This window comes from Streptococcus sp. 400_SSPC (genome assembly GCF_001072745.1).
GTDB classification, from domain to species: domain Bacteria; phylum Bacillota; class Bacilli; order Lactobacillales; family Streptococcaceae; genus Streptococcus; species Streptococcus xiaochunlingii.
Genome location: NZ_JVIQ01000038.1, coordinates 1 through 26,894, shown reverse-complemented (window position 1 = coordinate 26,894; position 26,894 = coordinate 1). Strand labels below are relative to the sequence as shown.

The window sequence follows — 26,894 nt, the reverse complement described above, 5'->3', positions numbered from 1 at the left end:
GACGCAGTGGTTGAGTGGGCTCTACTACGCTGATTTCATCAGCTTTTACAGCCCTACTCAACTTTGCGGAGGTGGGACGACGAAATCGAATTCTAACGAATTACCGATTTCTGTCCCACTCTCAATCATTTTATTGATGGCGTTGGCCAAAGTCATGAATCATTTGTTCTAACTCTTCACGACTTGGCGTTGTTAACATGTAAAGGTAGTCACCTTGAAGCTCGGCAAAGGCAGCAGGCATATCTTTCTTCACGCGGAATTGGTCATGGTATTTAGCTAAAACTTCATCCTCAGAAAGGACATAAGCTGCATTGGCACGGCGTGAAGTCGCCAAGCAATATAGGGGTTCAAATTCAGAAGCTGGGAATGGTTCTCCGGCTACGATGGCTGCATAACCACGGTACAAATCAATCGAGTGAGCATAGTTGTAGACATCAATTGTAAAGCCACCTGCAGGACGATTATTGTACTCGATCGCAATATAGTCATCCCCATCTCGGAAGAACTCAATGTGGAAGAAACGCTCCTTCATGCCAAAAGCTTTAACAATCGCTTCCCCGTATTGACGCAATTTTGGATCTATCTCTTTTAGGACATAATAAGAATTGTCCATCTTGTAGAGCATCAAGTCAAGTGGCGTATAAGCATAGTCAAAAGTCGTTGAGAAGACAATGTTGCCATCGCGATCGACCAGACCATCAAAGGTACAAATCTCACTAGAAGTGACGAATTTCTCAAAGAAGTACTCGGTATGGCCATCCCATTCTGCCTTGAAATGGTCTACATCTTCTGCATTTTCAAGCTTGAAGGTTGCTGCTGCTCCTACCCCATTGTCAGGCTTGGCGATTAATGGCAACCCAATCTTCTTCACAGCCTTGTCAATGTCTTTTTCGGCTTTGACCACTGCACCCGGAACGACTGGGACTCCAGCTTTCTTGAAGAGTTTTTTCATTTCTGATTTAAACTTGGTTTTCTTCAAATCTTTTGGTTTGGCACCGAAGACATTGAATTGTTCACGAAGCGCTGCATCCAATTCCAACCAGTATTCATTGTGGGATTCGATGCGATCGATTGGCCCGTGTTTGTAGAAAAGAAAGGCTACTGCTCGCTTCACTTCGTCCCAGTTTTCCATGTTATCAACTCGGAAATACTCTGTTAAACTATTGCGCAATGGCTCGTCTAACTGTTCATAAGGCTCCTGACCAATCCCTAAGACAGTAATGCCTTTGTTAGCCAGCTCGATGGTAAATTGTTGAAAGTTTTGCGGATAATAAGGTGAAATAACAAGATAATTCATAGAGGTCTCCTCCTTTTTAGCTTATAAATACATCTGACCTAAGAAATAAGGCATTTGCTTGCGCCACCAGTCCCAATCGTGAGCGACGTCATGGCCCCACTCAGCAAACCATGCAGGAATATTTTTGTGGTCAAAGGCTTCTTTTAGTTTGTAGAAAGATGGTAGGCCATCTTGTTCCCAAGCTCCAAGACCGGTACAAATGACAATTTCCGCCTGACGGTAACGGTCAATAAACCAGCCGTCATTTTGATGCCAAATATAATCAGATGGCGAGTTTTGATAAATCGCTTCGTCACCACCAAACTCACCAACAAAGAAACGAGCATCATAGACACCACTCAAGGCAATCACCTTGTTGAAGACATCTGGATGTTGCAAGAAGAAATTAAGGGCGTGATAGGCTCCCATAGAACAACCAGTCGTCATCATCGGATCAAACCAGCCTGTTTTGTGCTTGATGAAAGGAATGGCTTCTTCAATCACATAGCGCTCGTAAGCACGGTGCATCTCTGCTCGATCATGAGGGTTTTTCCAATCACAAAGCCAGCTTTCACTATCGACACTCGAAAGGGTGAAGAATTGAACCCGACCTTCTTCGATAAACTGAGCACAAGCATCAATCATACCAAAGTCATAGTACTCGTTATGGCTCCCACCTGATGAAGCAAAGACCACTACAGGAATCCCTGCATGTCCATAGCGGTTTAGATACATTTCGCGGTTAAGTTGGCCACTCCAATGGCTTAAATGTTCAATATTCATAAGTTCCCTCTTTCTCTATATTTCTTTATTTACAGACTATTAATCCCATTTTTCTGCCAAAAAACGAAGGCATTCTGGAAGATTCTCAGCCCAGGCTTCTTCGTGGTGAATAGCCCCAGATTGTATCCGAATAGCAATATTTTCCAAAGCCACTCCTTGTTGAATGGCATCGTGATAGTAACGAAGGGATGAGTCGATATAGGCTTGCTTGATATTTCCCGCCATCAGCGTTTTATCCGTATCATCAGCTTCTTCAGTCCCCACATAGATGTAGATCCGTTGATCTGCATAAAGCTTCTTCCTCTCGATATAGCGGTCAAAGGCCTCTTGGTGCAACCAGTTAGCAGAGGAGAAGACTCCTAGACAACCAATTTGGTCTTGGTACTCTAGGCCCAAGAATTGAGTGATATTCCCACCAAGCGAAGATCCAATCATAGCTGTATGTTCTCTATCAGCAAGGGTTCGATATTCTTGATCGATAAAGGGTTTGACGACCTCCATGACAAACTCCCCATACTCGACACCCTTGCCTCCAAATTGCATACCAGGGATATTGGACTCCTTGTACTTCCAGGCAGAGTATTCGTTCATCCGTTGCAAACCATCGTTATCAATGGCAACGACAATCATGCGACTAATGTCAGGATTTCGCTTAATGGCTGGAATGACTTTCCAGGAATGACCCGCATAGGCCTCCTTGCTATACAAAACGTTTTGACCATCGTGAAAATAAACCACAGGGTAGCTTCGATCTGTATCTGCTTCATAATTCTTAGGTAATAAGACTCGCACACGACGGAGTTTTCCGGTATAAGGCACTTTCAACTCGTGTGTCTTCATCTCTAAATAAAAGTAGGATTTATTCATTGTCAGAAAACTCTCTATATTCTAAATTTTTACTTATTATACCATTTTTATAAGAAAAAGTCTGGATTTCTCCAAACTTTTTCATTGATTGACTTTATTTTCCAATAAATGTTGCCAAATCTTGCAAGGAACGTTCGGCAATTTTCTCATACCGTTCCTTCTTATCTCGAATGCGTGGGCCTTCCAGTTCCTTGATAATTCCAAAGTTGACATTCATGGGTTGGAAATGCTTGCTGTCGGCATGGGTAATATAGTGAGCGAGACTTCCGATGGCCGTTGTTTCTGGGAAAATCGCTGCTTCTTCTCCTTTAAAAAGACGTGCCGCATTGATCCCAGCCACCAAACCTGAAGCCGCTGACTCGACATAGCCCTCTACTCCTGTCATTTGACCCGCAAAGAAGAGGTTGGCTTGCTTCTTAGAACGGTAAGTCTGTTCAAGCAGATTTGGAGAGTCCATGTAGGAATTACGGTGCATGACGCCGTATCTCACAAATTCCGCATTTTCCAAACCAGGAATCATTTGAAAGACTCGTTTTTGCTCACCCCATTTAAGGTGAGTTTGGAAGCCAACGATATTGTAGAGGCTAGCAGCTGCATTGTCTTGGCGCAATTGGACTACCGCATAAGGGGTCTTAAACTCCCCATCACGAGGTCCTTTGTAGTCATCTGGATACTCGAGACCAACTGGTTTCATAGGACCATAGAGCATGGTTTTGATGCCTCGTTTGGCCATGACTTCAATTGGCATACAACCTTCGAAATACTTTTCTTTTTCAAAAGAGTTGAGCGGGGCTTCTTCCGCATTCACCAAAGCCTCATGGAAGTCCATAAACTCTTGTTTGGTCATGGGACAGTTGAGATAAGCCGCTTCTCCTTTGTCATAACGAGACTTGAGGTAAACCTTATTCATATCGACGGTATTGACATCGATAATAGGAGCTGCTGCATCGTAGAAATAGAAGCCATCGCCACCATTGAGCGCGTGGATCTTTTCCGCCAAGGCATCACTGGTTAGAGGACCCGTTGCGACCACTGTGATCGCGTCTGTCGGCAATTCTGTAATTTCATCGCGAATCACTTCGATGAGCGGGTGTTGAGATACCTTCTCCGTTACCCGACTAGCAAAGCCTTCTCGGTCCACTGCCAATGCTCCACCAGCCGGCACACGAGTCGCTTCTGCAGCTTCAAGGATAACAGAACCTAAACGTCGCATTTCTTCTTTGAGGAGCCCGACAGCATTGGTTAGAGAATCCCCTCGGAGAGAGTTGGAACAGACTAACTCAGCAAAGTTGTCTGTTTTGTGTTGTGGAGTAGATTTGACTCCCCGCATTTCGTAAAGCTTGACCGGAATACCCTGTTGGGCAATCTGATAAGCTGCTTCCGAGCCAGCAAGGCCTGCACCGATAACATTGATATAAGATTGAGACATGACACTAATACCTCTTTGGGTATCCAAACACCCCACTAAGCTGTTAGACACCCACAAATCTTTCTAATTTTCTACTTGGTCCATTATACCAGAAAGCCAAGTAAAAAGACAGGGAGGGTTTTCCTTCCTGTCTTAGACCTAAGTCTGTTATTTGTTTTCTTATAGACACAACCAAGCAGCAAAGAGGGCTGATAGGATACTGAATAAGGACCCGATTAAATAATACTCTGCGAAGGCTGGATTCTCCGAAATTTTATTGTAGCGGGCGATGGACTTTGCTGTAAAGACCAGGCCGATAGAAGCAAATTGGCCGTAGACGAGACAGGCACCGATAATCAACCGCTCTAAGAAGCCAATCATAGAGCCAGCCCCAGTGATGGTATCCATTTTCTCCTCCATCGTCGGCTGATACTTGGAAAAGAGAATTTTAAAGACGATATTGGTCGGTTTTCCCACTAGGAAGACATAAAAGATTAGCTTTAAACTGTCACTAGGCAAATAAGTCGTGCCATTTTTAGCTCCCCAAAGAACTAGGAAACTAATGATAGCGACATGCAAGACTTGATCCAATGCAAAAGTCCATGCTGCTGTTAAATTCAATTGCTTCTGCACCAAAGGTTTTCCGTAATCAATCCCTGCATGAGTCAGCAAAATGGCCAAGCAAATCCACCACAAATCCAGATGGCAGAGGGAAACGACGAATAGAGGCAGAGCTACATACAGAATGTGAAGGCCAAGCACCTTCTTATCATGATCCTTGTGGTCCGCCATCTTTTGACTTTGAAAATAATAATCCGACAACAAATGACAACTTAACAAGAGAAGCAAGTATGGATTTGTTACGATACTAGATAATCCTGTCATAAGCCTCTCCTTTCGCTAAACTTTGAATACTCGCTAGTGCTGCTGCTCGCCCCCGTAAGTAAACACGGATACTACTACTTTTCAGCCGTTTAGAGAGAGCACTCGGGTTGATGGCTAGCGATTGGGCCAAATCCTGCTGGCTAAAATTCTCACTATATACACATCTCTTAAGAAGATCTAGCAGGATTTCTTCCTGACTGCCACGCCAACCTGAACGAATGGCTTCCCCGGAAGCGATGAGGGCATTCACAAAAAAGTCTTGCTTTTCCTTCCCACTTGAAAAATAGATCTGGGTATTGCCGTAGTCATTTTTCTGATGGACCAGATTGATGGCGGCGCGTGCATTCCAATAGGCTGGCCCATCCGCACCGATACTTTGTAAGGGATCAATATCCGTTACAATCTCCCCGAGACCAATCCCGAAACGAAGTTGAGTCGGGGTTAGTTCAGAACGCAGGGTATCGATGATTTGAAAAACCGGAGCATCCACCTTTAAGAGCCCCTGAAACTCATCACCAAGGGTCAAGGTAAAATTGGATGCTATGAATTCTCCAAATAGTTCATTCATTGTTTGAAGCGTTTTTTCTAACTGTTTTTGCAGGTCAAAACGCTCTTGAACCATTTTGGAATCAATGACATCTGCAATTAAAGCAAGATACATAAGCCCACCTCCTTGTGTCTATTATAACGAAAAAAAACAAAAATGTCTATTATAACAGACATTTGTTAAAATTGCCGTTATAATAGACATAGAATCATTCTAAAATCTTATTTCACTTTTTCTTCTTCGTAGTCGCCGTTGCTACATACGACTTGCTTACCACCACCACGAACTTTTTTCTCAACTAGGTAGTGACCACATTTCGGACAGTCACGGCCAATTGGCTTATCCCAAGAGGTGAATTCGCAGTCTGGATAGCGATTGCAGCCATAGAAGAGACGGTTCCGCTTGGTTTTACGCTCGATGATTTGGCCTTGGTGACAGTCTGGACATTCCACACCAATCTCCTTGACGATGGCTTGCGTATGACGGCAATCAGGGAAATTGCTACAAGCGAAGAATTTACCGAATCGACCCAACTTGATAACCATCGGACTTCCACAAACCTCACAGTCAAATCCAGCAGCCTCATCCTTGATTTGGATTTTCTCCATTTCCTCTTCAGCTTTGGCTACTTCTTTTTTAAATGGTTGGTAGAAGGAATCAATGACCTTTTGCCACTGTTCTTTTCCGAGTTCGACATCATCTAGCTTCCCTTCCATCTCTGCGGTAAAGGTAACATTGACGATATCTGGGAAGAATTCAACGATCAGTTTATTGACGATTTCCCCTAATTCGGTTGGCTCGAAGCGTTTTGCTACAAGCTTCACGTAATAGCGTTTTTGAATAGTCTCAATGGTCGGTGCATAGGTTGAAGGACGACCAACACCGTTTTCTTCTAAAGTCTTAATCAAGGTCGCTTCAGAATAACGGGCTGGTGGTTGGGTAAAGTGCTGTTCAGGTTTGCTGTTGACCTGAGTGACGGTGTCCCCTTCTTCCATGTCCGGTAGCATCTTATTTTTGTCCGAATCATTATAGATCGCCAAATAGCCGTCAAATTTCACCTGACTTCCATTTGCTGTATATTGAACCCCATTTTGCCCCAAACGGACATTCATGGTATCAAAAACAGCTGCCGTCATCTGACTAGCCACAAAACGATTCCAGATCAAGGTGTAGAGCTTGAGCTGGTCCTTGTCTAGGTACTTGGCGATTTTCTCAGGCGTATTGTAGACGCTAGAAGGACGAATGGCTTCGTGGGCATCTTGTGCGCCAGAAGCATTCTTAACCCGGCTACCATGCTTAGAATACTTATCTCCAAATCGATCAACGATAAAGCTAGCTGCTTCATTTTGAGCGACTGGACTAATCCGAGTCGAATCCGTACGCATATAAGTGATCAAACCTTGAACACCAGATCCAATATTGATTCCTTCGTACAATTGCTGGGCCACCATCATGGTCTTACGTGTACGGAAGTTAATCTTATTGGCTGCGTCCATCTGCATGGAAGAAGTTGTGTAAGGAAGCGGAGCATTGCGTTTGCGCTCTTTCTTCTCAACCTTTTCAACGATATACTCTTTCCTATCGAGATGCGAAAGTACAGCTTTTACATCCTCCTGGTTTTGAAGTTTTATCTTCTTGCCATTCATTCCATAGAAATTGGCTTGGAATTGCTTAGTCCCCTTTTTAAAGGTTCCATCAATTGTCCAATATTCTTCTGGTTGGAAGGCATTGATTTCCTCTTCCCGGTCAATAATCAATTTAAGCGCAACGGATTGCACCCGACCAGCCGAAAGTCCCTTCTTCACCTTTTTCCATAGAATTGGTGAGATGGAGTACCCAACAATCCGGTCCAAGACACGGCGAGCTTGTTGAGCATCTACCAGATCCATATCAATCTTACGAGGTTCTTGAAAGGCATTTTTTACCGCATCCTTGGTAATTTCATTGAAAACGACGCGGTTCTTATCTTCCTTATCCAAATGAAGAATATGCGCCAAATGCCAAGAAATAGCTTCTCCTTCACGGTCCGGGTCACTTGCGAGAAAGACTTGTTTGGCTTTTTTAGCCTCTTTTTTCAAATCATTAATCAAAGGACCTTTTCCGCGAATATTGATGTACTCTGGTTCGTAATTGTTCTCAAAATCAATAGACATGGTAGATTTTTTCAAGTCACGAATATGACCCACGCTGGCCATGACCTTATAATTTCTACCAAGATACTTTTCAATCGTCTTCGCTTTCGCAGGAGACTCCACGATGACTAAATTCTTTTTAGTTGTTGTGGTTTTCTTTTTTGTTTTAGTAGCCACTTTTTTACCTCTATTTTGTAATAAACCTCATAGAGTGTAAACTATTTTTTTCGGGATGTCAACCGTGAAGTTCTCCTATAGGAAAACTCATTTTAAAATTCAAACTCATCTAGGACATCTTTTCCACTGGTGACCAGCTTTGCACCTTCTTGAATGAGGTGGTGACAGCCATCTGAACGTCCATCCAAGATCGACCCAGGAATAGCAAAGACATCTCGCCCTTCTTCCATAGCACGCTCACAGGTGATCAGACTTCCAGACCGCATCCGCGCTTCCGCCACAATCACTGCTCTAGAAAGCCCAGCAATAATCCGATTACGTTCTGGAAAATGATGTTTTTGCGGACCTTGGCCTGGACCGTATTCTGTTAACACTAAATGGTTCCCACTCATGTACTTCTGCAATTGTTTATTGGATCTAGGATAGAAGACATCTAAGCCAGTCCCAATCACTCCAATTGTCTTTCCTCCATTTCGAATAGCAGCATAATGGGCCGCAGCATCAATTCCCTTGGCTAATCCACTCACCACAATCAATTCATTATTTAACTCGTTAATGATTTTCTCGACAGATTGAATCCCTGTACGGCTACAGGATCGACTCCCTACAACCGCAATCTTAGGATGCTTGAGGAGGTCAATATTTCCTTCATAAAACAACAAAACAGGTGGGTTATGCATCCAGAGAAGTTCTTCAGGATATTCCGGATCCATAATGGAAATCGAATCAAACTCCTTAAACTCTTCTCTCAAGACCTTGTCATCAATCCGGATATACCGTTCCATAAATAGTGTTTGATTGCGACAACCTGCAATTTTTGCCATTAATTCTAAAGAGGGCCACTCCCCATTCATTTCCCAGTAATTGACAATGTTAAAAACCTGTAGATTTGACAGGCCAGCAACCTTTAATTTATAAAGTTCATATTTGTTCATTTTTAAACCTCAATTTCTACTATCTATTTATAATATTCGTAAAAGAAAACAAAAAAAGCTCTAAAAATAGAACTTTTTAATGATTTTCTAAGATATTAAAATGACAAACTGCCCCCAAAAGATTACTTGAGTTGTGGTAACGAGCTGCTTGAATCTCCACTAAAGAAAATCGTTGCTCCCCACTTTCCTCCATCAGGCTTTTATACTGATGGTTAATCTCTTCTAAAAGAAGGGGTTGACTACTAATTCCCCCACCAATCGTCACTTTTTCAAGCCGAACCAAAGACTGAAGGTTATAGATTAGAATCGCAATTTCCCGACAATAAGAAGCAAATAAGTCTTGCAATTCCTCATGATAACCAGCTTCAAGGACTTCAAAAACTTGAACTCCATCTTCTTCAGGCAATTCTATGAGCCGACTAGAATTAGCCACAAAATTGACTGCAGAGCCTAAATTTTGAACCAAACTGGAAATCCCATGTCTCAAAATCTCGGTCTGATATTGCTTTTGTTCAGGAGTCACTTGCTTCTCCCCTAAGCTTGGCCAACGAAGATAATCCTTGAGATTCCAGGTGGAAATTAAGGAACCGTTGGAAGTCAAGGCTAAGCCTACCCCAGTTCCTAACACAAAGGTTGCGCCACAATCACAATCCTGGAGGTTTCCAATTCGTGCTTCTTCCAAGCCTGCAGCATCCCCATCGTTGAGGACGGTCACAGGGACTTGAAAAGTCTTATTTAAACGAGAAGCTAAAGGAATATTCCTTAAATAAGGAATGAGGCCACCTTTGAAGACAAATCCCAGTCGACTATTGATTTCACCCGGACAAGAGATGGCGATCCCAGTGATTCGATTCTGGAACAAGCAAATCACGCGCTCAAGAGCTTCCCAGAATTCCTCAATAGTAGCTGGTGTTGGAACTTTGGAAGAATCACTTACCTGATAGGCTTCATTCACTAAGGCATATTTAATAAAGGTTCCGCCAATGTCAAAGGCTAAGAGCATTTCCTTCCCTCCTAGTCAAGATCCGTCATGGACTTAATGGGTTCGAAGCTTCGGCGATGGATAGGGGTGACCCCATGTTTTTCCAAGCCCTCAAGATGATTGCTTGTCCCGTACCCCGCATTTTGAGCAAAATCATAACCTGGATATTGTTGGTCATAGGCTGCCATCATCTGATCTCGTGTCACCTTCGCCACAATAGAAGCCGCTGCGATAGATAGAGAATTAGCATCTCCTTTGATGATGGATGTCTGAGAAATAGGGAGATCCAATTTCATAGCATCAATCAAGAGGTGTTGAGGTCGAGGGTCCAATTCTTGAATAGCCTCTAGCATGGCTAATTTGGTTGCTTCATAAATATTAACCTGATCAATGACCTGATTATCTTTTATCCCAATCCCGACAGAGAGAGCCTGGTCTAAAACCGCTTGATAAATAGCATAGTGCTTCGATTTTGGAATTTTCTTACTATCGTTTAAACCTGGAATCTTACAATTTTCCGGCAGAATAACGGCTGCTGCGACGACAGGACCTGCCAAAGGGCCTCTCCCTACTTCATCCACACCTGCAATAAGATGAATCCCTCGAGCATAGAGTTCTTTCTCATAGGCTAGCATTTTTTCTAAACGCAAGTCTTCGTCCACTTGTTTTTGGAGTTCGCGTTTTCGTTTGCTGATAGCCGCTTGAACGCCCGCTCGACCATCAAGGATCAACTCTTCAAATAAGGGATGATCCAGCCTATTAATCGTTGCCAAACACTCTTTGATTTCTTTAATCGTTGGCATCCACTTCACCTACACGATCAAGGGTATAGTGACCCAAACGACCATCACGTACATCCTTGACGAACAAGCTGTAAAAGCGATCGTAATCATCTCGGAAGCCTAAGCGTTGAGTCATCTCCATAATGATTTCTGGCGCTTCCTGCTCCAAATCCATTTGTTTATAGCGTTCTTGTAACTCTTTTGGGTAATGGGATTTAAAATACTCAAGACCAAAAATAGTCACCTCATCCATTGGCAATAACTGGTCCTTAATGGCACCCGTTAAAGCTAATTTTAGAGCTACATCTTCATCTTCAAATTTTGGCCAAAGAATCCCTGGGGTATCCAAGATTTCGAGGTCCTTATTGGTTTTCAACCACTGTTGCCCCTTGGTCACTCCTGGTTTATTTCCAACAACCGCAATCTTTTTCCCTGCTAGGCGGTTCATCAGCGTTGATTTACCAGCGTTGGGAATCCCAATAATCATGGTCCGAAGGGTTTCGATTTGAATCCCCCGTTCTTTCTGGCGAGCAATTTTATCGGCCATCAAAGACTTGGCAGCATCTGTAACCTTCTTAACCGTAGATTGCTCTTTGGAGTTGATAGCCAAGGTTTTGATTCCTTGCGACTCAAAATACTCCTGCCATTCTTTTGTAGCGACAGGATCGGCCAAGTCTACCTTGTTCAGAATCATCAACTTAGGCTTGTCACCAACAATTTTTGTTAACATAGGATTTTGACTTGATAGAGGCAAACGAGCGTCCACCAAAATTGTCACAAAATCCACAAATTTAATATTTTCTTGTACTTGTCTTCTGGCTTTGGACATGTGTCCAGGAAACCATTGAATAGTTGCCATGTTCTCCATTCCTTTCCAGTTCAGTCTTTTCTATTATAACATGTTTTATTGAATTCTCAGCGTCAAATGAGAATACAAAAAATGAAGCTACCTAGGTAACTTCATTTTTTTCTATTCCGTCCAATTAATCAACGATTTCAATTGATCGTCCATTGTATAGGTAAAAGTATCTATATTTCTAGTAAAGGAGTTCTTCAAATCATTCTGATCAGAAAAGTTTTGAAAATCATACTTCTTAGAATCTTTTTCAAAAGTCTGAATAGTTTTTCCAGGATTTTCATGAGCATTGTCTTTCCCATGATTTTCAACCTGTTCAATAACTGTAATTTTCGAAATTACAATATAACTTGTTTTTGTTTTACCATAGGAGGTATTGGTAATAGAGTATACATAGATTAGCTGTGGGATTTTGGAATCAAATGTACCTCCCCAGTCAACTCCATCTTTTATTGTCGCAAAAGCCATCCCTTCAAATTTTGGAAGGACTTTGTAATTGCGATCAGCCACATAAGCCTTTGCTGCATCCTCTACATTCTTAGAGATGGCTTCTTGTGTATCCTCATCCACTTTTGACAAGGAAGTCACATAAGCCCCTTCCTCAAAATCAGCCAAAGTGACCTTGTATTTTATACTGTCTTTTCCTTTCTCAACAGTTTGACCGTTTTCTTTCAACGCATTTTTACCACTTTCATTGAGACGAATTTCAATTTCATCTCCAACTGCAATGGGATCATTACTTGAAACTTCTTTTCCATTCAGATAATAATCAAATGGGAAACCATATTTAGCGGTTGCCTTTGCAACAATTTCTACATCTTTTCCTTCAAATTGAGAAGGTTTTGATAAAGTTCCATTTGGAGAAATGCCCTTGATTTTTGGATAAAAACCCTTAAAGGGGTCAACACCTACAAGCGGGATTAGATCTGCCTCCTGAGTTACAGATGTACCAGTAAAGTGAAGGCCAGGTATCATGTTTTCAAGATCACTTTTATCGTAAAGTAATTTAACCGTAATTTTATCGTGGTTGTTTAGGTTCTTTCGCTCTTTTACATCTATCAGCTCATCCCCTTTATAAACGCTAAATTCTACTTTTGAAACTAACTGATCAATATTGTAATTTGAACTCTCCGTTTTGGAGTGATCCGCTTTAAGTTTCTTCTTGATATCCCGGTCTAAATTTTCCTTATTTAAACTAACTGACTTCTCAACAATAAATCCTTCACCATCATTCCCTTTGATTTCCAGCTTTACATAATCCTCTAAATTAATGGTGTCACTGCTTCCACGGTTCAATAGGAAATAACTTGAAACAGCAATGACAGCAAGAAGGACAAAAATCCCTGCTAAAATTCCTCTAATGTTTCTTTTTGGTTTTTTAGGTTCTGGGGCTTGAGTTGGACTTGGCCCTAATTGAACTGTCTTTGGTTGAAAAGCAACAGCTTTTGGTTCAGCTTTGGCAGCTACTTGAACTTTAGCACCACATTTAGAACAAAAGGCATCACCAGCATTGATGGGTGCCTGGCAATTGGTACAGTTTTTCATAAATCATCTCCTTATTTTTTATCGAGCGTCCTTACGGACAGAAGTCAATACTAGGGAAGTTGCGACCATAAATAGAGCTGAAAAAGCAATCAAGACTCCCCAATTTCCAAGAATCGCAAGTAAATCATAAGCATAGGTTCCTACCCCATCTTTTTGATAAACTTGCCAGTCAGTATGACCTTGAGACGGGACCAAATTGTTCATGTTTGCAATCCGAAAGAAGGCCGTTGTTCCCCATCTCGTAATCGTTGCATGTGAGATCCACACTAAAAATGGTATTTTTTCATCCAAAGATTGGAGAAAATTTGAAAACAGCAGTTGAACCATCAATACTAGCGGCATGGCTGTCATCGCTTGGGACGATTTTTTGACAAATGCCGAAATCAATAAGGACAACATATCGGAAGTAAAAATCACCAAGAACAAAGTAACCCCAAAAAGAACTATCTGACTTCCATTTCCTTGAGCATGTGGATAAAGTATAACAATGGTTCCTATCATTAAGACAGCTTCGGCTAAACAAAGAACCAACTCTGTCAATACACGTGCCGCTACATAAGAAGGTAAGGACAAGCCTTTAATTTGGTACTCAAACTTGATGACTTTTCTCTCATTACAAATACTGGTCACTGAGTTAAAGAGACCAATCCAGAGAGCTGCAGAAATAAACATGATCGAAGAAGTTCTGGTAATGTGGTATTTATTAAAAACTTCATTAGCATTAAAAGCGATCGAAATGATGAAAGGAAGGAGAATCGCTTCTGATACAAAAAATAGGGATTTTTTGTTGATGAGGAGTCGAAGGAATTTACTAAAATAAATCGAGACTTGCTTCTTATCCAGCATGGACACCTCTCCTTTCATTTTCAAACCATAGCACATATCGGTCAACAAGAGCTGCATTTTCAGCTCCTGAAATTTTATGGACGATGTCTTCTAAGCTATTAGCCGCAAAGACTTTTAGCGCATTGTCAACAGATCCAAAGTAACAAAGTCTTCCGCATCCTTCCGAACTCTTTCCAACCACCATGACCTTGTCAAAGAGATGACGAATACGATCGGGTGTATGAGTGATAACACATAAGATTTTTCCTTCATCCGTAATCTCTCTCAGTGTGGTCATGACCTCCATGACCATGCTCCCATCAACACCGGAATCCGGCTCATCCATAAAGAGAATCTCAGGGCGTGTGATGTATTCCATTGCTATTGTAAGTTTTTTCTTCTGGCCACCTGAAAGAGAAGAACACTTAGATCCTTTTACCGATTCTAAATCCAACTTTTTCAGAACTGATAGGACTTCTTCTTTTCGAAGTTCAGGATTTTCTGCTAATTCAGATGGGCCATAGAGTTTGGCTGCATCTTCTAAATTCTTATAGACCGTATCTTCCATTCGGTAATGCTCATCCGGAGATTGAGGAGCGAGGGTGATCACCCCTTGTTTCTCCCCATCACTTAATAAATCCACTCCATTAAAATAAGCACTGGTATTTGAATAAACAAGTCCTGTCACTGCTTCCATAAAGGTTGATTTCCCAGCACCAGAACCACCCAGAATAAGTATCATCTCCTTAGGTTTAAATTCTACCTGAATGTCCTTAAGAATGGTTTTACGGTTTAAAAGATTTCCGACTGTTACATCTTGAATAGCAATCGTCAGTGATGAATGAGAAAAGTCCTGGCACTCTCTAGTTGAAACAGATGGTTCTGCAGCTGCTGACTGAAGATCTTGGTAAATGATCTGATTTCCTAGTCTGACAACCAACTGATTTGATAAAACTACACAATCAATCCTAGCAAGCGAGGACAAATCCACCGGAAATGCATCTTTTTCAATGGTCTTCCATTCTAGGGATTGCATTTCTACAATGATGAATTTTGAGCGAAAAACATGGCCGTCAGCATCACAAAGGTGGATAATGGAACGATGATTTAATAGAGCACGTTGATTTTTCTGATAGATCACACCATCCACCTCAATCATCCCAGACAAACAATCAAGAAACCAATGATCATCAAGAAAACGGAAGACAGCAATAGAAGGAGACTGATAATCATCAGCCAGATGCAAATCTGCCTGACTCCCTTGAGATATACCATCAACGCTTAAGCCATCAAAAAGTGGAATAGCAGAGAAATCCCTATTAAGGTAGGTAAAGATGGTTGGATTCTGCATAAATATAGCCCTTTCAAGAAAAATAAATTGCTAGACAGTCAAAACCACCCTATGAAGGGTGGTTAGACTCTATGGTATTTACTCCACGAGTGATTTACTAACTAGTGGTTTAGCTTAGCGAATTTGTTCAAAGTGCAAGTGAACAGCGATGTGATCTCCATAACCACTTCTTTCCAAATCGCGTTGCAAACGATAAGAAATATAGTGTTCTGCAATGGTAATATAACCAGCACCAAGTAAACGGTGCTCAACCATTGATTGGATCATACTGATTGTGGCACGTTCCACTTTCGCTTCTTCCAAATCCATCACAACTTTTTTAGTCACTTGCGCCAAGTTTTGGCGAAGATCATCGGTCAAGACATAGACTGTTTGTGCTGCCTTCAAAACAGCTTGATAGATTTTATCTGGATCAAATTCTACAACTTCACCACTACGTTTAATGACTTCCATCTTATTCTCCTTGATCATCAATATACTTCTATTATCTAAATAAATAGGGGATTTGTCAAGAATCTAAAACATCAATAATCCGGACGAAGAACTCCCGTAATGATTTCTTTGGTCGCGTGGTAATCCCCATCCACTACAACCTTGATGATGCGCTTCGCTTCCTCAGCAGGAGCTGGCACTAATGGCAAACGAGTCGGACCAGCTTCAAAGCCCATATAGTTCAAGACTGCTTTAACAGGAGCTGGGCTTGGATAAGAGAAGAGAGCATTGACTTTCGGGATAAATTGGCGCTGAATGGCCGCCGCTTTTTTAATATCATTATTTTCAATGGCTAGGAACATTTCGTGCATTTCATCCCCATTGGTATGGGAAGCTACTGAAATCACACCATCTGCCCCAAGGTTCATGGCATGGAATGCATCTCCATCCTCTCCCGTATAAATGAGGAACTCCTCTGGCTTGTGCTCGATTAGGTAAGCCATATTGGCAAGGGTTGTACACTCTTTTACCCCGATGATATTTGGATGTTCTGCCAAACGAAGCATGGTTTCTGGTGTCATTTCGACCACCACGCGCCCAGGAATATTATAGATTATGATTGGCAAGTTAGAAGCGTCTGCAATAGCCTTAAAATGCTGGTACATACCTTCTTGAGAAGGTTTGTTGTAATAAGGGACAATCGCTAATCCGGCAGCAAAACCACCAAATTGGTCCACTTCTTTTACAAACTCAATCGAGTCGCGAGTTTCATTGGTCCCGACACCAGCAATCAAAGGAACCCGTCCGTTGACTACCTTTTGGACCGCTGCAAAAAGTTCTAATTCTTCATCGTGCGTTAGAGTTGGACTTTCCGCTGTGGTACCAGCTAAAAGAATCCCATCTGTATGATGAGCCAAGAGATGTTCGATGAGTGGAGGAATGGCCTCAAAGTTTATCGAACCATCTTCATGGAAGGGAGTGATAAAGGCAGTGATCATTCTACAATTTTTTAAACCTTGATAAGACATACATACTCCTTTTTGAGACAACCATAGGGAAGAGGGACAGCACCAAAAGTTGATAGCTGTCCCCTATACACTTTATTTAGTTAATGAATTATTTCAACTCAAACTTCAACTCAGCTGTTGGGCGCACGAGTCCACGTTCATGAAGGGTTTCTGCAATTTGAACTGAGTTCCAAGCAGCTCCTTTAAGAAGGTTATCAGAAACCACCCACATATGAATACCTTTTTCAGCATCCAAGTCTTTGCGGATACGACCAACAAAGGTGTCACGAGAACCAACCGCATTGATAGCTTGTGGGTATACTTGATGAGCCACATCATCTTCCAGCACTGCACCTGGAAAGGCAGAAATAGCAGCTTTCACTTCTTCAATTGGTGCTACTTCTTTGGTTTCAATGTAGACAGACTCTGAGTGAGCTGACAAGACTGGAATACGTACACAGGTTGCTGAGACAGCGATGCTATCGTCTTCCATGATTTTCTTAGTTTCGTTCGTCATCTTCATTTCTTCATATGTATAGTCATTATCGGTGAAGACGTCGATTTGAGGAAGGGCGTTGAAGGCAATTGGGTAATGTTTCTTATCGCCACCTGATGGCAAGATTTCCGCATGTAAATCACGTGGATCCACTCCATCATTCAATACTTCACGCAATTCACGTTGAGTTTCCAGAATGGCTCCCATACCAGCACCTGAAACAGCTTGATAAGTTGAAACGATGATACGGTCCAAGCCCCATTTTTGACGAACTGGTTCAAGAGCTACCATCATTTGAATCGTTGAACAGTTAGGGCAGGCGATGATCCCGTTATGGGCATCAAGAGCATGAGCGTTTACTTCAGGAACAACCAATGGTACATCTGGATTTTGACGGAAGTAAGAAGTGTTATCTACTACGACCGCACCAGCTTTAACAGCATATGGTGCGTATTTTGCTGAAGTTGAACCACCAGCTGAGAAAAGAGCGATATCAACCCCTTCAAAAGCATTTTCAGTTGTTTCTTCAATGGTAACGTCTTGCCCTTTGAATTGCAAGACTTTCCCTGCAGAACGTGCAGACGCAAGGTAACGAATCTTATCGATTGGAAGTGTTGATTCTTCCAACATTTTGATCATTTGAGCACCAACGGCACCTGTAGCACCAACAACAGCAACTGTATATCCCATAATAAAACCTCTTTCGGAATTTTCTAAAAATTTGTGAATTTCATCTATTATACTATTTTTCCCTACAAATGAAAAGTGTATTTTGCACTTATAAAAACAAAATAATCCCGATCTAAGACCGGGATAGTTTCTAGATATCGAATAGCTTTTATTGAAAATTAATGGATTTCATAATCCAAATCATTCAAATCCTTCTTTCCTTGTGTGTCTTCCAATAAAAATGGCACCTGTTGCATCCCTTTGATACCCGCCACTAGTGAAGTTGGGAAGGTTACTATGGCTTGGTTGATTTGGCTAATATTACTATTAACAATGCGTTTAGAAGCTGCCAAATCTTCATTTTCATCTGCAATTTCTTTTTGCAAGGCCAAGAATTGGTTAGAAGATAAGAGATCTGGATAATTCTCACCTACTGCTCGGATTTGTGCCAAAACATCGTTTTGATTGGCAATGACTTGGTTAGATTCTTGGATTGACGCACCTTGACGAAGGGCTACTAATTCGGTAAAGACTTTCTCTTCATGTTTGGCATAGGCCTTAGCCACCTTCAACATTTCAGAAATGGTATCGTAGCGTTTGACAAGAATTATATCAACCGTTCTCTTTGCTTCTTCAATCATGACCTGATAACGATTCAAGCGATTGCTTTCACCGATAAACCACATAACAATGACAAGAGCAAAAACGACAATGGCAATAAATAATCCTAACATAGTTATTCTCCTTTAAATATATTGGTTAATTCATCAATGAGATCAATCTCCCTACAGAGTTTTTGATACTCTGCAGCAATAGAAAGACTTTCGATTGCATCTTTTCTATTCGGTGTTGGGAAAAGGTAGCGGTTAGTATATAAGGAAATATAGAGTGTATCTTGTACTAAATAAACACACATAGCATTTTGAGAAATTTGCTGATCAAACCATTCTAGGATCTTGGGTTTTAAGAATTTTCGAGCAGCCAGTTCATCTGTACAATAGATATTGTAATTTTCATTGTTTTGGATATCTTCTGTTTCAATTTGGACTTCATTAGGTCCAGCACCCGGATAGGCACCTTTTAGTTCTCTTTTTAAAAACAAAGATTTCTTGGTTGGAACAACTCTCAAGTGCCCTGGAAATGAGATAGGAGCTTTTAAAGAAAAAATCTGACCAGCAAAATCTTCAACTTCTTCTCTGACCGTATGAGTTTCCCCACTAGAGTCTCTCTTTGTTCGCGTCTCAATATGATAAGCATAGAGATTGGCTACTACGAGATTCTTTTCATCATGGAAAGACAATTGATGAAAGAGATCAAACTTAGTCGATCTCGGACTAATGACCTGCAGGACATTCATTGGGTAGTCAGCTGTCAGAGTTAGCTCCGCTTGAGGAAAAACTTCTTTCAGGATGGGACAAAGAAAATCTGTAATATAAATCTCTTCATTGGATCGAACCTGATCTCCGAATAAGGCTTTTCGTTTTTTGTATGCTGGTAAATAATAAAACACCACTACAAGAAGAATGATAACAATCGCTGCTCGCCATCTAACAGGTTGGAAGGAGAGAAAAGCTAGAATACCACCAAGAATAGTGGCGTTTCTCCAATGAATATTATTCTTCATTTGTTCCTTCATAATGAGCAACTTAGCCTGATATTGTTCTAATTTTTCCAGTTCACTGATCCGTTGAAACGTTTCTTGTGACCACTTGTTGTTTGGACTGTTTTGATCATACACTATAACCATCTCCTTTCAAACACAAATGAATCCATTTATTTACATCATTATATCACCGGTAGTCATAAGAGGCAAACAAATTTATGTATTTGCTTACAATGAATTTTTACAAAAAAAATCCCCTACCAAACGGTAAGGGATCGAGGCATCTTTCGATGAGAACAGCCGGTTCACACAACTGTTCAAGGTCCGCTCCTGCGTTACAATTGAATGTAGACCTCCTCAGCGCAAAAGGCTCCTAAGAGCCAATCGACTCATCGCATAGACTTAGTGTACCATGAACGTCCACAAGCTGTCAAGAGGCTCGTTCTAGACTTCCTTTTAAATAACTTAAAAGAAATTGAGCAAAGCTAAGCTCCTTCTATTTTTTACATTAGGGGCTTCACAGGCCCTTCGATAGTCTTTTGCATCCAGACAATATCATGCCATTGGTCAAATTTATAACCAATTTTAGGAAAATGAGCAACTTTCACATAGCCTCGTTTCTCATGGAGGGCGATACTAGCTGGATTTGGCAGGGCAATGCAAGCTAAGAAACGTAAATAACCACGCGCCTCTAACTCGAGCTCTAATGCCTCATACAAACGAGAACCCAGTCCTTGCCCACGATAATCCTGATCTACATAGACAGATACTTCCACCGCCCAATCATATGCTGATCGATCATAATAGGTTGAGGCATAGGCATAAGCAAGGACTTGACCGTCTACTTCAGCTACTAAATAGGGAAAACGTTGAAGGATCTTTTCGATACGCCCTTCAAATTCCTCAATCGTCGGAACCTGGTATTCAAAAGTGATGGCTGTTTTCTCAACATAAGGGGCATAAATCATGACAAGTTCAGGAGTATCTTCAAGTGTGACTGGTCTTACCTTCAGCATGGTCTTCTCGCTTTCTATCTCTCTATTATACCCCAAAAGCACAAAAATAGAGGTTGTCCGCCAACCTCTATATATGTTTATTAGAACAATCCTAAAGCAGTACCATCTTCTGCTACATCCATGTTCAAAGCTGCAGGACGTTTTGGTAATCCAGGCATAGTCATCACTTCACCTGTCAAAGCAACAATGAAGCCTGCACCAGTCTTAGGTACCAATTCGCGAATGGTAATGTCAAAACCAGACGGCGCCCCGAGGAGACTTGGATCATCTGAGAAACTATATTGGGTCTTAGCCATACAAACTGGCAACTTGTCCCAGCCATTTTTCACGATCTGAGCAATCTGAGTTTTGGCTTTCTTCTCAAAGACAACATTGTCGGCCCGGTAAATTTCTTGGGCAATCTTAGTGATCTTTTCTTCAACAGAAAGGTCATTATCATAAAGACGAGTGTAGTTGGCTGGACTTGTTTCAAGTGTCTCCACTACTGTTTCTGCTAGGGCCAATCCTCCATCAGCACCATCAGCCCAAACGCTCGCCAATTCAACAGGAACTTGAATAGAAGCACAGAGTTCTTTCAGAGCTGCAATTTCAGCTTCTGTATCTGTGACAAATTCATTAATAGCCACTACTACAGGAACTCCGAATTTACGCATATTTTCTACGTGGCGCTCCAAGTTCGCAAAACCTGAACGAACAGCTTCTACGTTTTCCTCAGAAAGAGCATCTTTGGCAACTCCACCATTCATCTTCAAAGCACGAATCGTTGCGACAATCACCACTGCAGATGGACTAACAGGAAGATTTGGTGTTTTGATATCCAAGAATTTTTCAGCTCCCAAATCCGCGCCAAAACCTGCTTCTGTCACTACGTAATCGGCTAAACGAAGAGCGGTTGAGGTAGCTAAAACAGAATTACATCCATGGGCAATATTAGCAAAAGGTCCACCATGAACAAAGGCTGGAGTTCCATAGATGGTTTGGACCAAGTTTGGCTTGATTGCATCTTTCAGAATCAAGGCAAGCGCCCCTTCCACTTCCAAATCACGGACATAAACTGGACTACGATCATAGCGGTAACCGATCACAATATTAGCCAAACGACGTTTCAAGTCTTCAATATCTGTCGCCAAGCAAAGGATGGCCATAATCTCAGAAGCAACGGTGATATCAAACCCGTCTTCACGAGGAATCCCATTGAGCGGTCCACCGAGACCAACCGATACGTGTCGCAAAGCACGGTCATTCAAGTCCACTACCCGTTTCCAGATAATCCGACGTTGGTCAATGCCTAGCTCATTTCCTTGATGCAAATGATTATCAATCAATGCTGAAAGAGCATTATTTGCTGTTGTAATGGCATGCATGTCACCCGTGAAATGAAGGTTGATATCCTCCATTGGGAGTACTTGAGCATATCCTCCCCCAGCTGCACCACCTTTAATCCCCATAACAGGACCTAAAGAAGGTTCGCGAATGGCAATCATGGTTTGTTTTCCAATTTTATTTAATGCATCTGCCAAACCAATGGTGATGGTAGACTTCCCTTCTCCAGCTGGAGTCGGGTTAATCGCTGTTACCAAGATGAGTTTTCCTGGTTCTTCCTTCTGAACGGCTTGGATCTTGTCAAAGGTTAATTTTGCCTTGTACTTTCCATAGAGTTCCAAGTCATCAAATTGAATGCCCAATTTCTCTACTACATCTGTGATTGGTTTCAATTCAATACTTTGTGCAATCTCGATATCTGTCTTCATCTGAATCTCCTCACTATTTTATAATCCTATTATACAGAAATTTTGCGAGGATATATATTTTAAATGTCAAACTTTTTCCATTCGTTCGGTTTTTGCCTTTAAAATGGACCTTATCAGCCTTCATTCCAATTTCTTATACCCCTCTATATGAAATAACTATGAGTCCCTTCATCGTCTAGTCTACCGCCTTTGCATCCCCTTGATCAACAATCGTAAGAACCGTGTTCTTGGCTTTACTAAAATATAAAATTCTTGTAAAATAAGCCTATGAATATTTTGATTACTTCCGGTGGGACGAGTGAAAAGATCGATCAGGTTCGTTCGATTACCAACCATTCCACTGGTCAACTTGGAAAAATCATTTCCGAACGTTTTTTAGAGGCAGGTTTTTCTGTGACTCTGGTGACAACTCCAACTGCGGTTCAGCCTAAAGAACATCCTCATTTAAGAAAGATATTTATCAAAGATGTCGCTGAACTTCAAACAGTCCTTGAAAAAGAAACTCCAACTCACCAGGTGCTCATCCATGCTATGGCTGTCTCTGACTACAGCCCTGTCTATATGTCAGGTTTCCAGGCTGTCAAAGAAGCTAGCAATTTAGAGCATTTTCTTCATCAAACCAACCAGGAATCGAAAATTTCTTCAGAGGAAGATTACCAAGTTCTCTTTTTAAAGAAAAATCCTAAGTTGATTTCCTTAGTAAAAACATGGAATCCAGACATTCGCTTGATCGGCTTTAAACTGCTGGTTGGTGTAGCACAGGATCAACTCCTAGCCGTTGCTCGTGCAAGTCTCGAAAAAAATCAGGCAGAAATGATTGTTGCCAATGACTTAAGCGAAATTCAAGACGGAAAACATCGAGCTTACTTAGTTACGAAAGATGCTACTCAAATAGCCGAAACGAAATTGGATATTGCTCAAAAAATTTATCATCACATTAGGAACAAAGGATAAAACCTATGGCGAATATACTACTGGCTGTAACTGGGAGCATTTCTGCCTACAAGGCAGCAGACCTCACCAGTCAATTGACCAAGCTCGGTCACCAGGTAAAGATTCTTATGACTCCTGCAGCTACAGCTTTTATTACCCCTCTAACACTTCAGGTCCTCTCCAAACAAGCTGTCCTGGTAGAGGTCATGACAGAAGACGATCCAAAACAAATCCAACATATTGACTTGGGGAAAGAGGCTGATCTTTTTCTAGTCGCTCCTGCAAGTGCCAATACCATTGCAAAATTAGCCCACGGCTTTGCAGATAATATCGTAACAAGCACTGCTTTGGCCCTCCCGTCTGAGGTGAAGAAATTCCTAGCACCCGCTATGAATACCAAGATGTTGGACCACCCCGCTACACAAAACAATCTTGAAACTCTAAAAAGCTACGGCTACCAAATCATCCCACCTCGTGAAGCTTTACTAGCTTGTGGCGATCAGGGATCTGGCGCTTTAGCTTCCATCGAAACCATTCTAACTACTATACAGGAGTCCCTTAAATGAGAAAATCTTCTTCATCCATTGCACAAATTTCTATCTTCTTCGCTATCATGGTGACCATTCATTTTACATCAACCATGATCTTTCAATTCTTCCCCTTTCTAATTCCACCGACCTTCGTCCATATTCCAGTGGTCATTGCCTCTATTCTTTATGGACCTCGTATTGGTGGGACCTTGGGACTCTTGATGGGACTCTTTAGCCTCACCATCAACACCATCGTTCAGCTACCAAGTAGTTATTTATTCAGTCCTTTTGTTGAAAAAGGAAACCTTTACTCTCTGATCATCGTACTGGTTCCCCGTATCCTCATCGGGATCACCCCCTACTTTGTGTACAAGTTGATCCATAATAAATCCGGACTGGCAATCGCTGCAGCGGTTGGATCTTTCACCAACACTTTCTTTGTGCTTTCAGGTATTTTCATCTTCTTTTCAAAAAATTATCCAGGTGGTATCCAAGCTTTCCTCGGTGCTGTTTTAACCACCAACTCATTGATTGAGGTCCTTGCGACAGTCATTCTGACTCTAGCAATCATCCCACCTCTCTCAAAAGTTAAGAATTCATTATAAGTCATTTTCGTTTATCACACTTTTCAAATGAAGGTGTGATTTTTTTGTGGACACTCAGCATATAAATTTGAAAACAATTGCTATTGAATCTAGTTTTTTCAGAAAAAAAATGCTATAATGTAAGCGATTAATTTATAGAAATAAGGAGTTGCACTATGACTTATCAAGAAAACTTCCAAAAATGGGCTGATTTCGCTGACCTACCAGATTACCTTCGTCGTGATTTGGAAAACATGGATGAAAAAACGAAGGAAGATGCCTTCTACACAAACCTTGAATTCGGTACTGCTGGTATGCGCGGACTGATTGGTGCTGGGACTAACCGTATTAACATCTACGTTGTTCGTCAAGCAACTGAAGGTTTGGCTCGTTTGATCGAATCTAAAGGTGGAAATGAAAAAGAACGTGGAGTTGCAATCGCTTATGATAGCCGTCACTTCTCTCCAGAGTTTGCTTTTGAATCAGCAGCCGTTCTTGCTAAACACGGTATTAAATCCTATGTCTTTGAAAGTCTCCGTCCAACTCCAGAGCTTTCATTTGCAGTTCGACACCTCAACTGTTTTGCAGGGATCATGATTACAGCTAGCCACAACCCTGCTCCGTTTAACGGATACAAGGTTTACGGTGAAGATGGTGGTCAAATGCCTCCACACGACGCGGACGCATTGACAACCTACATCCGTGCTATCGATAATCCATTTGCAGTTGAAGTTGCTGATGTAGAAGCTGAAAAAGCATCTGGTTTGATTGAAGTCATTGGTGAAGCTATTGATGCTGAATACCTCAAAGAAGTCAAAGATGTTAACATTAACCCTGCCTTGATCGAAGAGTTCGGTAAAGACATGAAGATTGTCTACACTCCACTTCACGGTACTGGAGAAATGTTGGCTCGTCGTGCTCTTGCGCAGGCAGGATTTGACTCTGTACAAGTCGTGGAAGCTCAGGCAACTCCAGACCCAGACTTTTCAACGGTTAAATCTCCAAACCCAGAAAGTCAAGCAGCCTTTGCACTTGCTGAGGAACTTGGTCGTCAAGTTGGTGCTGATGTTCTTGTTGCAACAGACCCTGACGCTGACCGTGTCGGTGTTGAAGTCCTTCAAAAAGATGGTAGCTACCTTAACCTTTCAGGGAACCAAATCGGTGCTATCATGGCTAAATACATCTTGGAAGCCCACAAAAATGCTGGTACCCTTCCAGAAAATGCAGCCCTATGCAAATCTATCGTATCAACTGACTTGGTAACGAAGATTGCTGAAAGCTACGGCGCAACTATGTTCAACGTCTTAACTGGTTTCAAATTTATTGCTGAAAAGATTCAAGAATTCGAAGAAAAACACAATCACACTTACATGATGGGATTTGAAGAAAGCTTCGGTTACTTGATTAAACCATTCGTACGTGATAAAGATGCGATTCAAGCTGTCCTTGTCGTTGCTGAGCTTGCTGCTTACTACCGCTCTCGTGGTTTGACACTTGCTGACGGTATCGAGGAAATCTACAAAGAGTACGGCTACTATGCTGAAAAGACAATCTCTGTTACACTTTCTGGTGTTGACGGTGCTGAGCAAATCAAGGCGATTATGGCAAAATTCCGTGAAAACGGTCCAAAAGAATTCAATGCAACAGCAGTTTCAATCACTGAAGACTTTAAAGCACAAACATCTACTGCTGCTGATGGCACTGTAACAGCCTTGACAACTCCTCCAAGTGATGTATTGAAATACACACTTGCGGATGGTTCTTGGATTGCCGTTCGCCCTTCAGGTACAGAACCAAAAATCAAGTTCTACATTGCCGTTGTTGGTGAAAGCAACGAAGATTCTCAAGCTAAAATTGCTAACATCGAAGCTGAAATCAATGCCTTTGTAAAATAATCAACCACAAAAGATGAGATCAACCAATCTCATCTTTTTTTCGTATCAAAATACAGCATTTTTTCGCCCTTTATGGCATACTAGATTTATAAGAAAGCGAGGTAATCTCATGGAACAATTTTTAGAAGATATTAAAGATCTTGAAGTAACCACTGTTGCGCGTGCGCAAGAAGCCATCGACCAAAAAGAAACAGCAACCTTCTTTATTGGACGCAAGACTTGCCCATATTGCCGTAAGTTCGCTGCTAAATTAGCAACTGTAGTAGCCGAAACTAAAGCCCATATCTACTTCATTAATAGTGAAGAACCAAATCAACTGGATGCTTTGCAAGCCTTCCGCTCTACCTATGGCATTCCAACTGTTCCAGGATTTTTACATGTCGAAGCTGGTGAAGTTACCGTTCGCTGCGACTCATCCATGTCAGAAGAAGAAATCAAAGCATTCGCTCATCTATAAAAAATTGAGGCTGGGACAAAAGTCCTAGCCTCTCAATTGTTTTTGGATTGTCGAGCAAGACGCAGTGGTTGAGTGGGCTCTACTACGCTGATTTCATCTGCTTTTAAAGCCCTACTCAACTGTGCGGAGGTGGGACGACGAAATCGAATTCTAACGAATTACCGATTTCT

At 41.6% G+C, this 26,894-nt stretch carries 26 protein-coding genes; 5 read left to right on the top strand and 21 right to left on the bottom strand.

Features of this window, described 5'->3' with window-relative positions; translation table 11 throughout:
• Positions 1 to 130: 130 nt before the first annotated feature.
• The 21 genes from ADH49_RS05330 to ADH49_RS05230 all read right to left on the bottom strand — a co-directional run bounded on the left by ADH49_RS05330 (position 131) and on the right by ADH49_RS05230 (position 22,325).
• Positions 131 to 1,297 carry an ATP-grasp domain-containing protein gene (locus tag ADH49_RS05330; protein ID WP_048690509.1) on the bottom strand — a complete coding sequence of 389 codons (1,167 nt, stop codon included), beginning with the start codon at positions 1,295 to 1,297 and terminating at the stop codon, positions 131 to 133.
• A gap of 21 nt (positions 1,298 to 1,318) precedes the next feature.
• Positions 1,319 to 2,059, bottom strand: a complete 741-nt coding sequence (locus tag ADH49_RS05325) for an esterase family protein (RefSeq protein WP_048690507.1) — start codon at positions 2,057 to 2,059, stop codon at positions 1,319 to 1,321.
• A 39-nt stretch (positions 2,060 to 2,098) separates the two neighbouring features.
• Positions 2,099 to 2,926 carry an alpha/beta hydrolase gene (locus tag ADH49_RS05320; RefSeq protein ID WP_048690505.1) on the bottom strand — a complete coding sequence of 276 codons (828 nt, stop codon included), beginning with the start codon at positions 2,924 to 2,926 and terminating at the stop codon, positions 2,099 to 2,101.
• Between the two features lie 94 nt (positions 2,927 to 3,020).
• Entirely contained in the window at positions 3,021 to 4,355 is a 1,335-nt protein-coding gene (trmFO, locus tag ADH49_RS05315) for a methylenetetrahydrofolate--tRNA-(uracil(54)-C(5))-methyltransferase (FADH(2)-oxidizing) TrmFO (RefSeq protein ID WP_048690503.1), read from the bottom strand.
• 159 nt (positions 4,356 to 4,514) lie between these two features.
• A complete protein-coding gene (locus ADH49_RS05310) occupies positions 4,515 to 5,219 on the bottom strand; it encodes a DUF3307 domain-containing protein (RefSeq protein ID WP_048690501.1) in 705 nt (234 codons plus the stop codon).
• A complete protein-coding gene (locus ADH49_RS05305; RefSeq protein ID WP_048690499.1) occupies positions 5,203 to 5,880 on the bottom strand; it encodes a SatD family protein in 678 nt (225 codons plus the stop codon). The genes ADH49_RS05310 and ADH49_RS05305 overlap by 17 nt, the downstream gene beginning before the upstream one ends.
• A gap of 107 nt (positions 5,881 to 5,987) precedes the next feature.
• Complete coding sequence (gene topA, locus ADH49_RS05300) at positions 5,988 to 8,075, bottom strand: type I DNA topoisomerase (protein ID WP_048690497.1); 2,088 nt, start codon at positions 8,073 to 8,075, stop codon at positions 5,988 to 5,990.
• A gap of 92 nt (positions 8,076 to 8,167) precedes the next feature.
• The gene (gene dprA, locus ADH49_RS05295; RefSeq protein ID WP_048690495.1) at positions 8,168 to 9,010 is read right to left on the bottom strand and encodes a DNA-processing protein DprA; all 843 of its coding nucleotides are present in this window, start codon (positions 9,008 to 9,010) and stop codon (positions 8,168 to 8,170) included.
• 76 nt (positions 9,011 to 9,086) lie between these two features.
• A complete protein-coding gene (locus ADH49_RS05290; protein WP_048690493.1) occupies positions 9,087 to 10,013 on the bottom strand; it encodes an ROK family protein in 927 nt (308 codons plus the stop codon).
• 11 nt (positions 10,014 to 10,024) lie between these two features.
• Complete coding sequence (locus ADH49_RS05285; protein WP_048690487.1) at positions 10,025 to 10,795, bottom strand: ribonuclease HII; 771 nt, start codon at positions 10,793 to 10,795, stop codon at positions 10,025 to 10,027.
• On the bottom strand, positions 10,782 to 11,633 hold the full coding sequence (gene ylqF, locus ADH49_RS05280) for a ribosome biogenesis GTPase YlqF (RefSeq protein WP_048690485.1): 852 nt from the start codon (positions 11,631 to 11,633) through the stop codon (positions 10,782 to 10,784). The genes ADH49_RS05285 and ylqF overlap by 14 nt, the downstream gene beginning before the upstream one ends.
• A 111-nt stretch (positions 11,634 to 11,744) precedes the next feature.
• Positions 11,745 to 13,175 carry a zinc-ribbon domain-containing protein gene (locus ADH49_RS05275; protein ID WP_048690483.1) on the bottom strand — a complete coding sequence of 477 codons (1,431 nt, stop codon included), beginning with the start codon at positions 13,173 to 13,175 and terminating at the stop codon, positions 11,745 to 11,747.
• An 18-nt stretch (positions 13,176 to 13,193) separates the two neighbouring features.
• The gene (locus tag ADH49_RS05270; RefSeq protein WP_048690481.1) at positions 13,194 to 14,021 is read right to left on the bottom strand and encodes an ABC transporter permease; all 828 of its coding nucleotides are present in this window, start codon (positions 14,019 to 14,021) and stop codon (positions 13,194 to 13,196) included.
• Complete coding sequence (locus tag ADH49_RS05265; protein ID WP_048690479.1) at positions 14,011 to 15,351, bottom strand: ATP-binding cassette domain-containing protein; 1,341 nt, start codon at positions 15,349 to 15,351, stop codon at positions 14,011 to 14,013. The genes ADH49_RS05270 and ADH49_RS05265 overlap by 11 nt, the downstream gene beginning before the upstream one ends.
• Before the next feature lie 114 nt (positions 15,352 to 15,465).
• On the bottom strand, positions 15,466 to 15,804 hold the full coding sequence (locus ADH49_RS05260; protein WP_006597242.1) for an ATP cone domain-containing protein: 339 nt from the start codon (positions 15,802 to 15,804) through the stop codon (positions 15,466 to 15,468).
• Positions 15,805 to 15,875: 71 nt separating this feature from the next.
• Positions 15,876 to 16,811 carry a 4-hydroxy-tetrahydrodipicolinate synthase gene (gene dapA, locus ADH49_RS05255; protein ID WP_048690477.1) on the bottom strand — a complete coding sequence of 312 codons (936 nt, stop codon included), beginning with the start codon at positions 16,809 to 16,811 and terminating at the stop codon, positions 15,876 to 15,878.
• Between the two features lie 88 nt (positions 16,812 to 16,899).
• Positions 16,900 to 17,976: an aspartate-semialdehyde dehydrogenase gene (locus tag ADH49_RS05250; protein WP_048690475.1), complete on the bottom strand. Its 1,077-nt coding sequence runs from the start codon at positions 17,974 to 17,976 to the stop codon at positions 16,900 to 16,902.
• Positions 17,977 to 18,134: 158 nt separating this feature from the next.
• On the bottom strand, positions 18,135 to 18,689 hold the full coding sequence (locus ADH49_RS05245) for a LemA family protein (RefSeq protein WP_048690473.1): 555 nt from the start codon (positions 18,687 to 18,689) through the stop codon (positions 18,135 to 18,137).
• A 2-nt stretch (positions 18,690 to 18,691) separates the two neighbouring features.
• Positions 18,692 to 19,702 carry a DUF3137 domain-containing protein gene (locus tag ADH49_RS05240; protein ID WP_048690471.1) on the bottom strand — a complete coding sequence of 337 codons (1,011 nt, stop codon included), beginning with the start codon at positions 19,700 to 19,702 and terminating at the stop codon, positions 18,692 to 18,694.
• A gap of 359 nt (positions 19,703 to 20,061) precedes the next feature.
• A complete protein-coding gene (locus tag ADH49_RS05235; protein WP_048690469.1) occupies positions 20,062 to 20,574 on the bottom strand; it encodes a GNAT family N-acetyltransferase in 513 nt (170 codons plus the stop codon).
• A gap of 80 nt (positions 20,575 to 20,654) precedes the next feature.
• Positions 20,655 to 22,325 carry a formate--tetrahydrofolate ligase gene (locus ADH49_RS05230; protein ID WP_048690467.1) on the bottom strand — a complete coding sequence of 557 codons (1,671 nt, stop codon included), beginning with the start codon at positions 22,323 to 22,325 and terminating at the stop codon, positions 20,655 to 20,657.
• Positions 22,326 to 22,592: 267 nt separating this feature from the next.
• On the opposite strand from ADH49_RS05230, the gene ADH49_RS05225 reads away from it, so the two are divergent.
• The 5 genes from ADH49_RS05225 (at position 22,593) to ADH49_RS05205 (ending at position 26,724) form a co-directional block, all read left to right on the top strand.
• The gene (locus tag ADH49_RS05225) at positions 22,593 to 23,279 is read left to right on the top strand and encodes a phosphopantothenate--cysteine ligase (RefSeq protein WP_048690465.1); all 687 of its coding nucleotides are present in this window, start codon (positions 22,593 to 22,595) and stop codon (positions 23,277 to 23,279) included.
• A gap of 5 nt (positions 23,280 to 23,284) precedes the next feature.
• Positions 23,285 to 23,824 carry a phosphopantothenoylcysteine decarboxylase gene (gene coaC / locus ADH49_RS05220; protein ID WP_048690459.1) on the top strand — a complete coding sequence of 180 codons (540 nt, stop codon included), beginning with the start codon at positions 23,285 to 23,287 and terminating at the stop codon, positions 23,822 to 23,824.
• On the top strand, positions 23,821 to 24,393 hold the full coding sequence (locus tag ADH49_RS05215) for an ECF transporter S component (RefSeq protein WP_048690457.1): 573 nt from the start codon (positions 23,821 to 23,823) through the stop codon (positions 24,391 to 24,393). Before coaC ends, ADH49_RS05215 begins: the two co-directional genes overlap by 4 nt.
• Positions 24,394 to 24,548: 155 nt before the next feature.
• Positions 24,549 to 26,267: a phospho-sugar mutase gene (locus ADH49_RS05210; protein WP_048690456.1), complete on the top strand. Its 1,719-nt coding sequence runs from the start codon at positions 24,549 to 24,551 to the stop codon at positions 26,265 to 26,267.
• A 109-nt stretch (positions 26,268 to 26,376) separates the two neighbouring features.
• On the top strand, positions 26,377 to 26,724 hold the full coding sequence (locus ADH49_RS05205) for a thiol reductase thioredoxin (RefSeq protein WP_048690455.1): 348 nt from the start codon (positions 26,377 to 26,379) through the stop codon (positions 26,722 to 26,724).
• Positions 26,725 to 26,894 lie beyond the last annotated feature (170 nt).

Bases quoted from the DNA above. Each gene is read 5' to 3' on its own strand.
- ADH49_RS05330 (WP_048690509.1), bottom strand. From the start codon at position 1,297: ATGAATTATCTTGTTATTTCACCTTATTATCCGCAAAACTTTCAACAA.
- ADH49_RS05325 (WP_048690507.1), bottom strand. From the start codon at position 2,059: ATGAATATTGAACATTTAAGCCATTGGAGTGGCCAACTTAACCGCGAA.
- ADH49_RS05320 (WP_048690505.1), bottom strand. From the start codon at position 2,926: ATGAATAAATCCTACTTTTATTTAGAGATGAAGACACACGAGTTGAAA.
- trmFO (WP_048690503.1), bottom strand. From the start codon at position 4,355: ATGTCTCAATCTTATATCAATGTTATCGGTGCAGGCCTTGCTGGCTCG.
- ADH49_RS05310 (WP_048690501.1), bottom strand. From the start codon at position 5,219: ATGACAGGATTATCTAGTATCGTAACAAATCCATACTTGCTTCTCTTG.
- ADH49_RS05305 (WP_048690499.1), bottom strand. From the start codon at position 5,880: ATGTATCTTGCTTTAATTGCAGATGTCATTGATTCCAAAATGGTTCAA.
- dprA (WP_048690495.1), bottom strand. From the start codon at position 9,010: ATGAACAAATATGAACTTTATAAATTAAAGGTTGCTGGCCTGTCAAAT.
- ADH49_RS05290 (WP_048690493.1), bottom strand. From the start codon at position 10,013: ATGCTCTTAGCCTTTGACATTGGCGGAACCTTTATTAAATATGCCTTA.
- ADH49_RS05285 (WP_048690487.1), bottom strand. From the start codon at position 10,795: ATGCCAACGATTAAAGAAATCAAAGAGTGTTTGGCAACGATTAATAGG.
- ylqF (WP_048690485.1), bottom strand. From the start codon at position 11,633: ATGGCAACTATTCAATGGTTTCCTGGACACATGTCCAAAGCCAGAAGA.
- ADH49_RS05275 (WP_048690483.1), bottom strand. From the start codon at position 13,175: ATGAAAAACTGTACCAATTGCCAGGCACCCATCAATGCTGGTGATGCC.
- ADH49_RS05270 (WP_048690481.1), bottom strand. From the start codon at position 14,021: ATGCTGGATAAGAAGCAAGTCTCGATTTATTTTAGTAAATTCCTTCGA.
- ADH49_RS05265 (WP_048690479.1), bottom strand. From the start codon at position 15,351: ATGCAGAATCCAACCATCTTTACCTACCTTAATAGGGATTTCTCTGCT.
- ADH49_RS05260 (WP_006597242.1), bottom strand. From the start codon at position 15,804: ATGGAAGTCATTAAACGTAGTGGTGAAGTTGTAGAATTTGATCCAGAT.
- dapA (WP_048690477.1), bottom strand. From the start codon at position 16,811: ATGTCTTATCAAGGTTTAAAAAATTGTAGAATGATCACTGCCTTTATC.
- ADH49_RS05250 (WP_048690475.1), bottom strand. From the start codon at position 17,976: ATGGGATATACAGTTGCTGTTGTTGGTGCTACAGGTGCCGTTGGTGCT.
- ADH49_RS05245 (WP_048690473.1), bottom strand. From the start codon at position 18,689: ATGTTAGGATTATTTATTGCCATTGTCGTTTTTGCTCTTGTCATTGTT.
- ADH49_RS05240 (WP_048690471.1), bottom strand. From the start codon at position 19,702: ATGGTTATAGTGTATGATCAAAACAGTCCAAACAACAAGTGGTCACAA.
- ADH49_RS05235 (WP_048690469.1), bottom strand. From the start codon at position 20,574: ATGCTGAAGGTAAGACCAGTCACACTTGAAGATACTCCTGAACTTGTC.
- ADH49_RS05230 (WP_048690467.1), bottom strand. From the start codon at position 22,325: ATGAAGACAGATATCGAGATTGCACAAAGTATTGAATTGAAACCAATC.
- ADH49_RS05225 (WP_048690465.1), top strand. From the start codon at position 22,593: ATGAATATTTTGATTACTTCCGGTGGGACGAGTGAAAAGATCGATCAG.
- coaC (WP_048690459.1), top strand. From the start codon at position 23,285: ATGGCGAATATACTACTGGCTGTAACTGGGAGCATTTCTGCCTACAAG.
- ADH49_RS05215 (WP_048690457.1), top strand. From the start codon at position 23,821: ATGAGAAAATCTTCTTCATCCATTGCACAAATTTCTATCTTCTTCGCT.
- ADH49_RS05210 (WP_048690456.1), top strand. From the start codon at position 24,549: ATGACTTATCAAGAAAACTTCCAAAAATGGGCTGATTTCGCTGACCTA.
- ADH49_RS05205 (WP_048690455.1), top strand. From the start codon at position 26,377: ATGGAACAATTTTTAGAAGATATTAAAGATCTTGAAGTAACCACTGTT.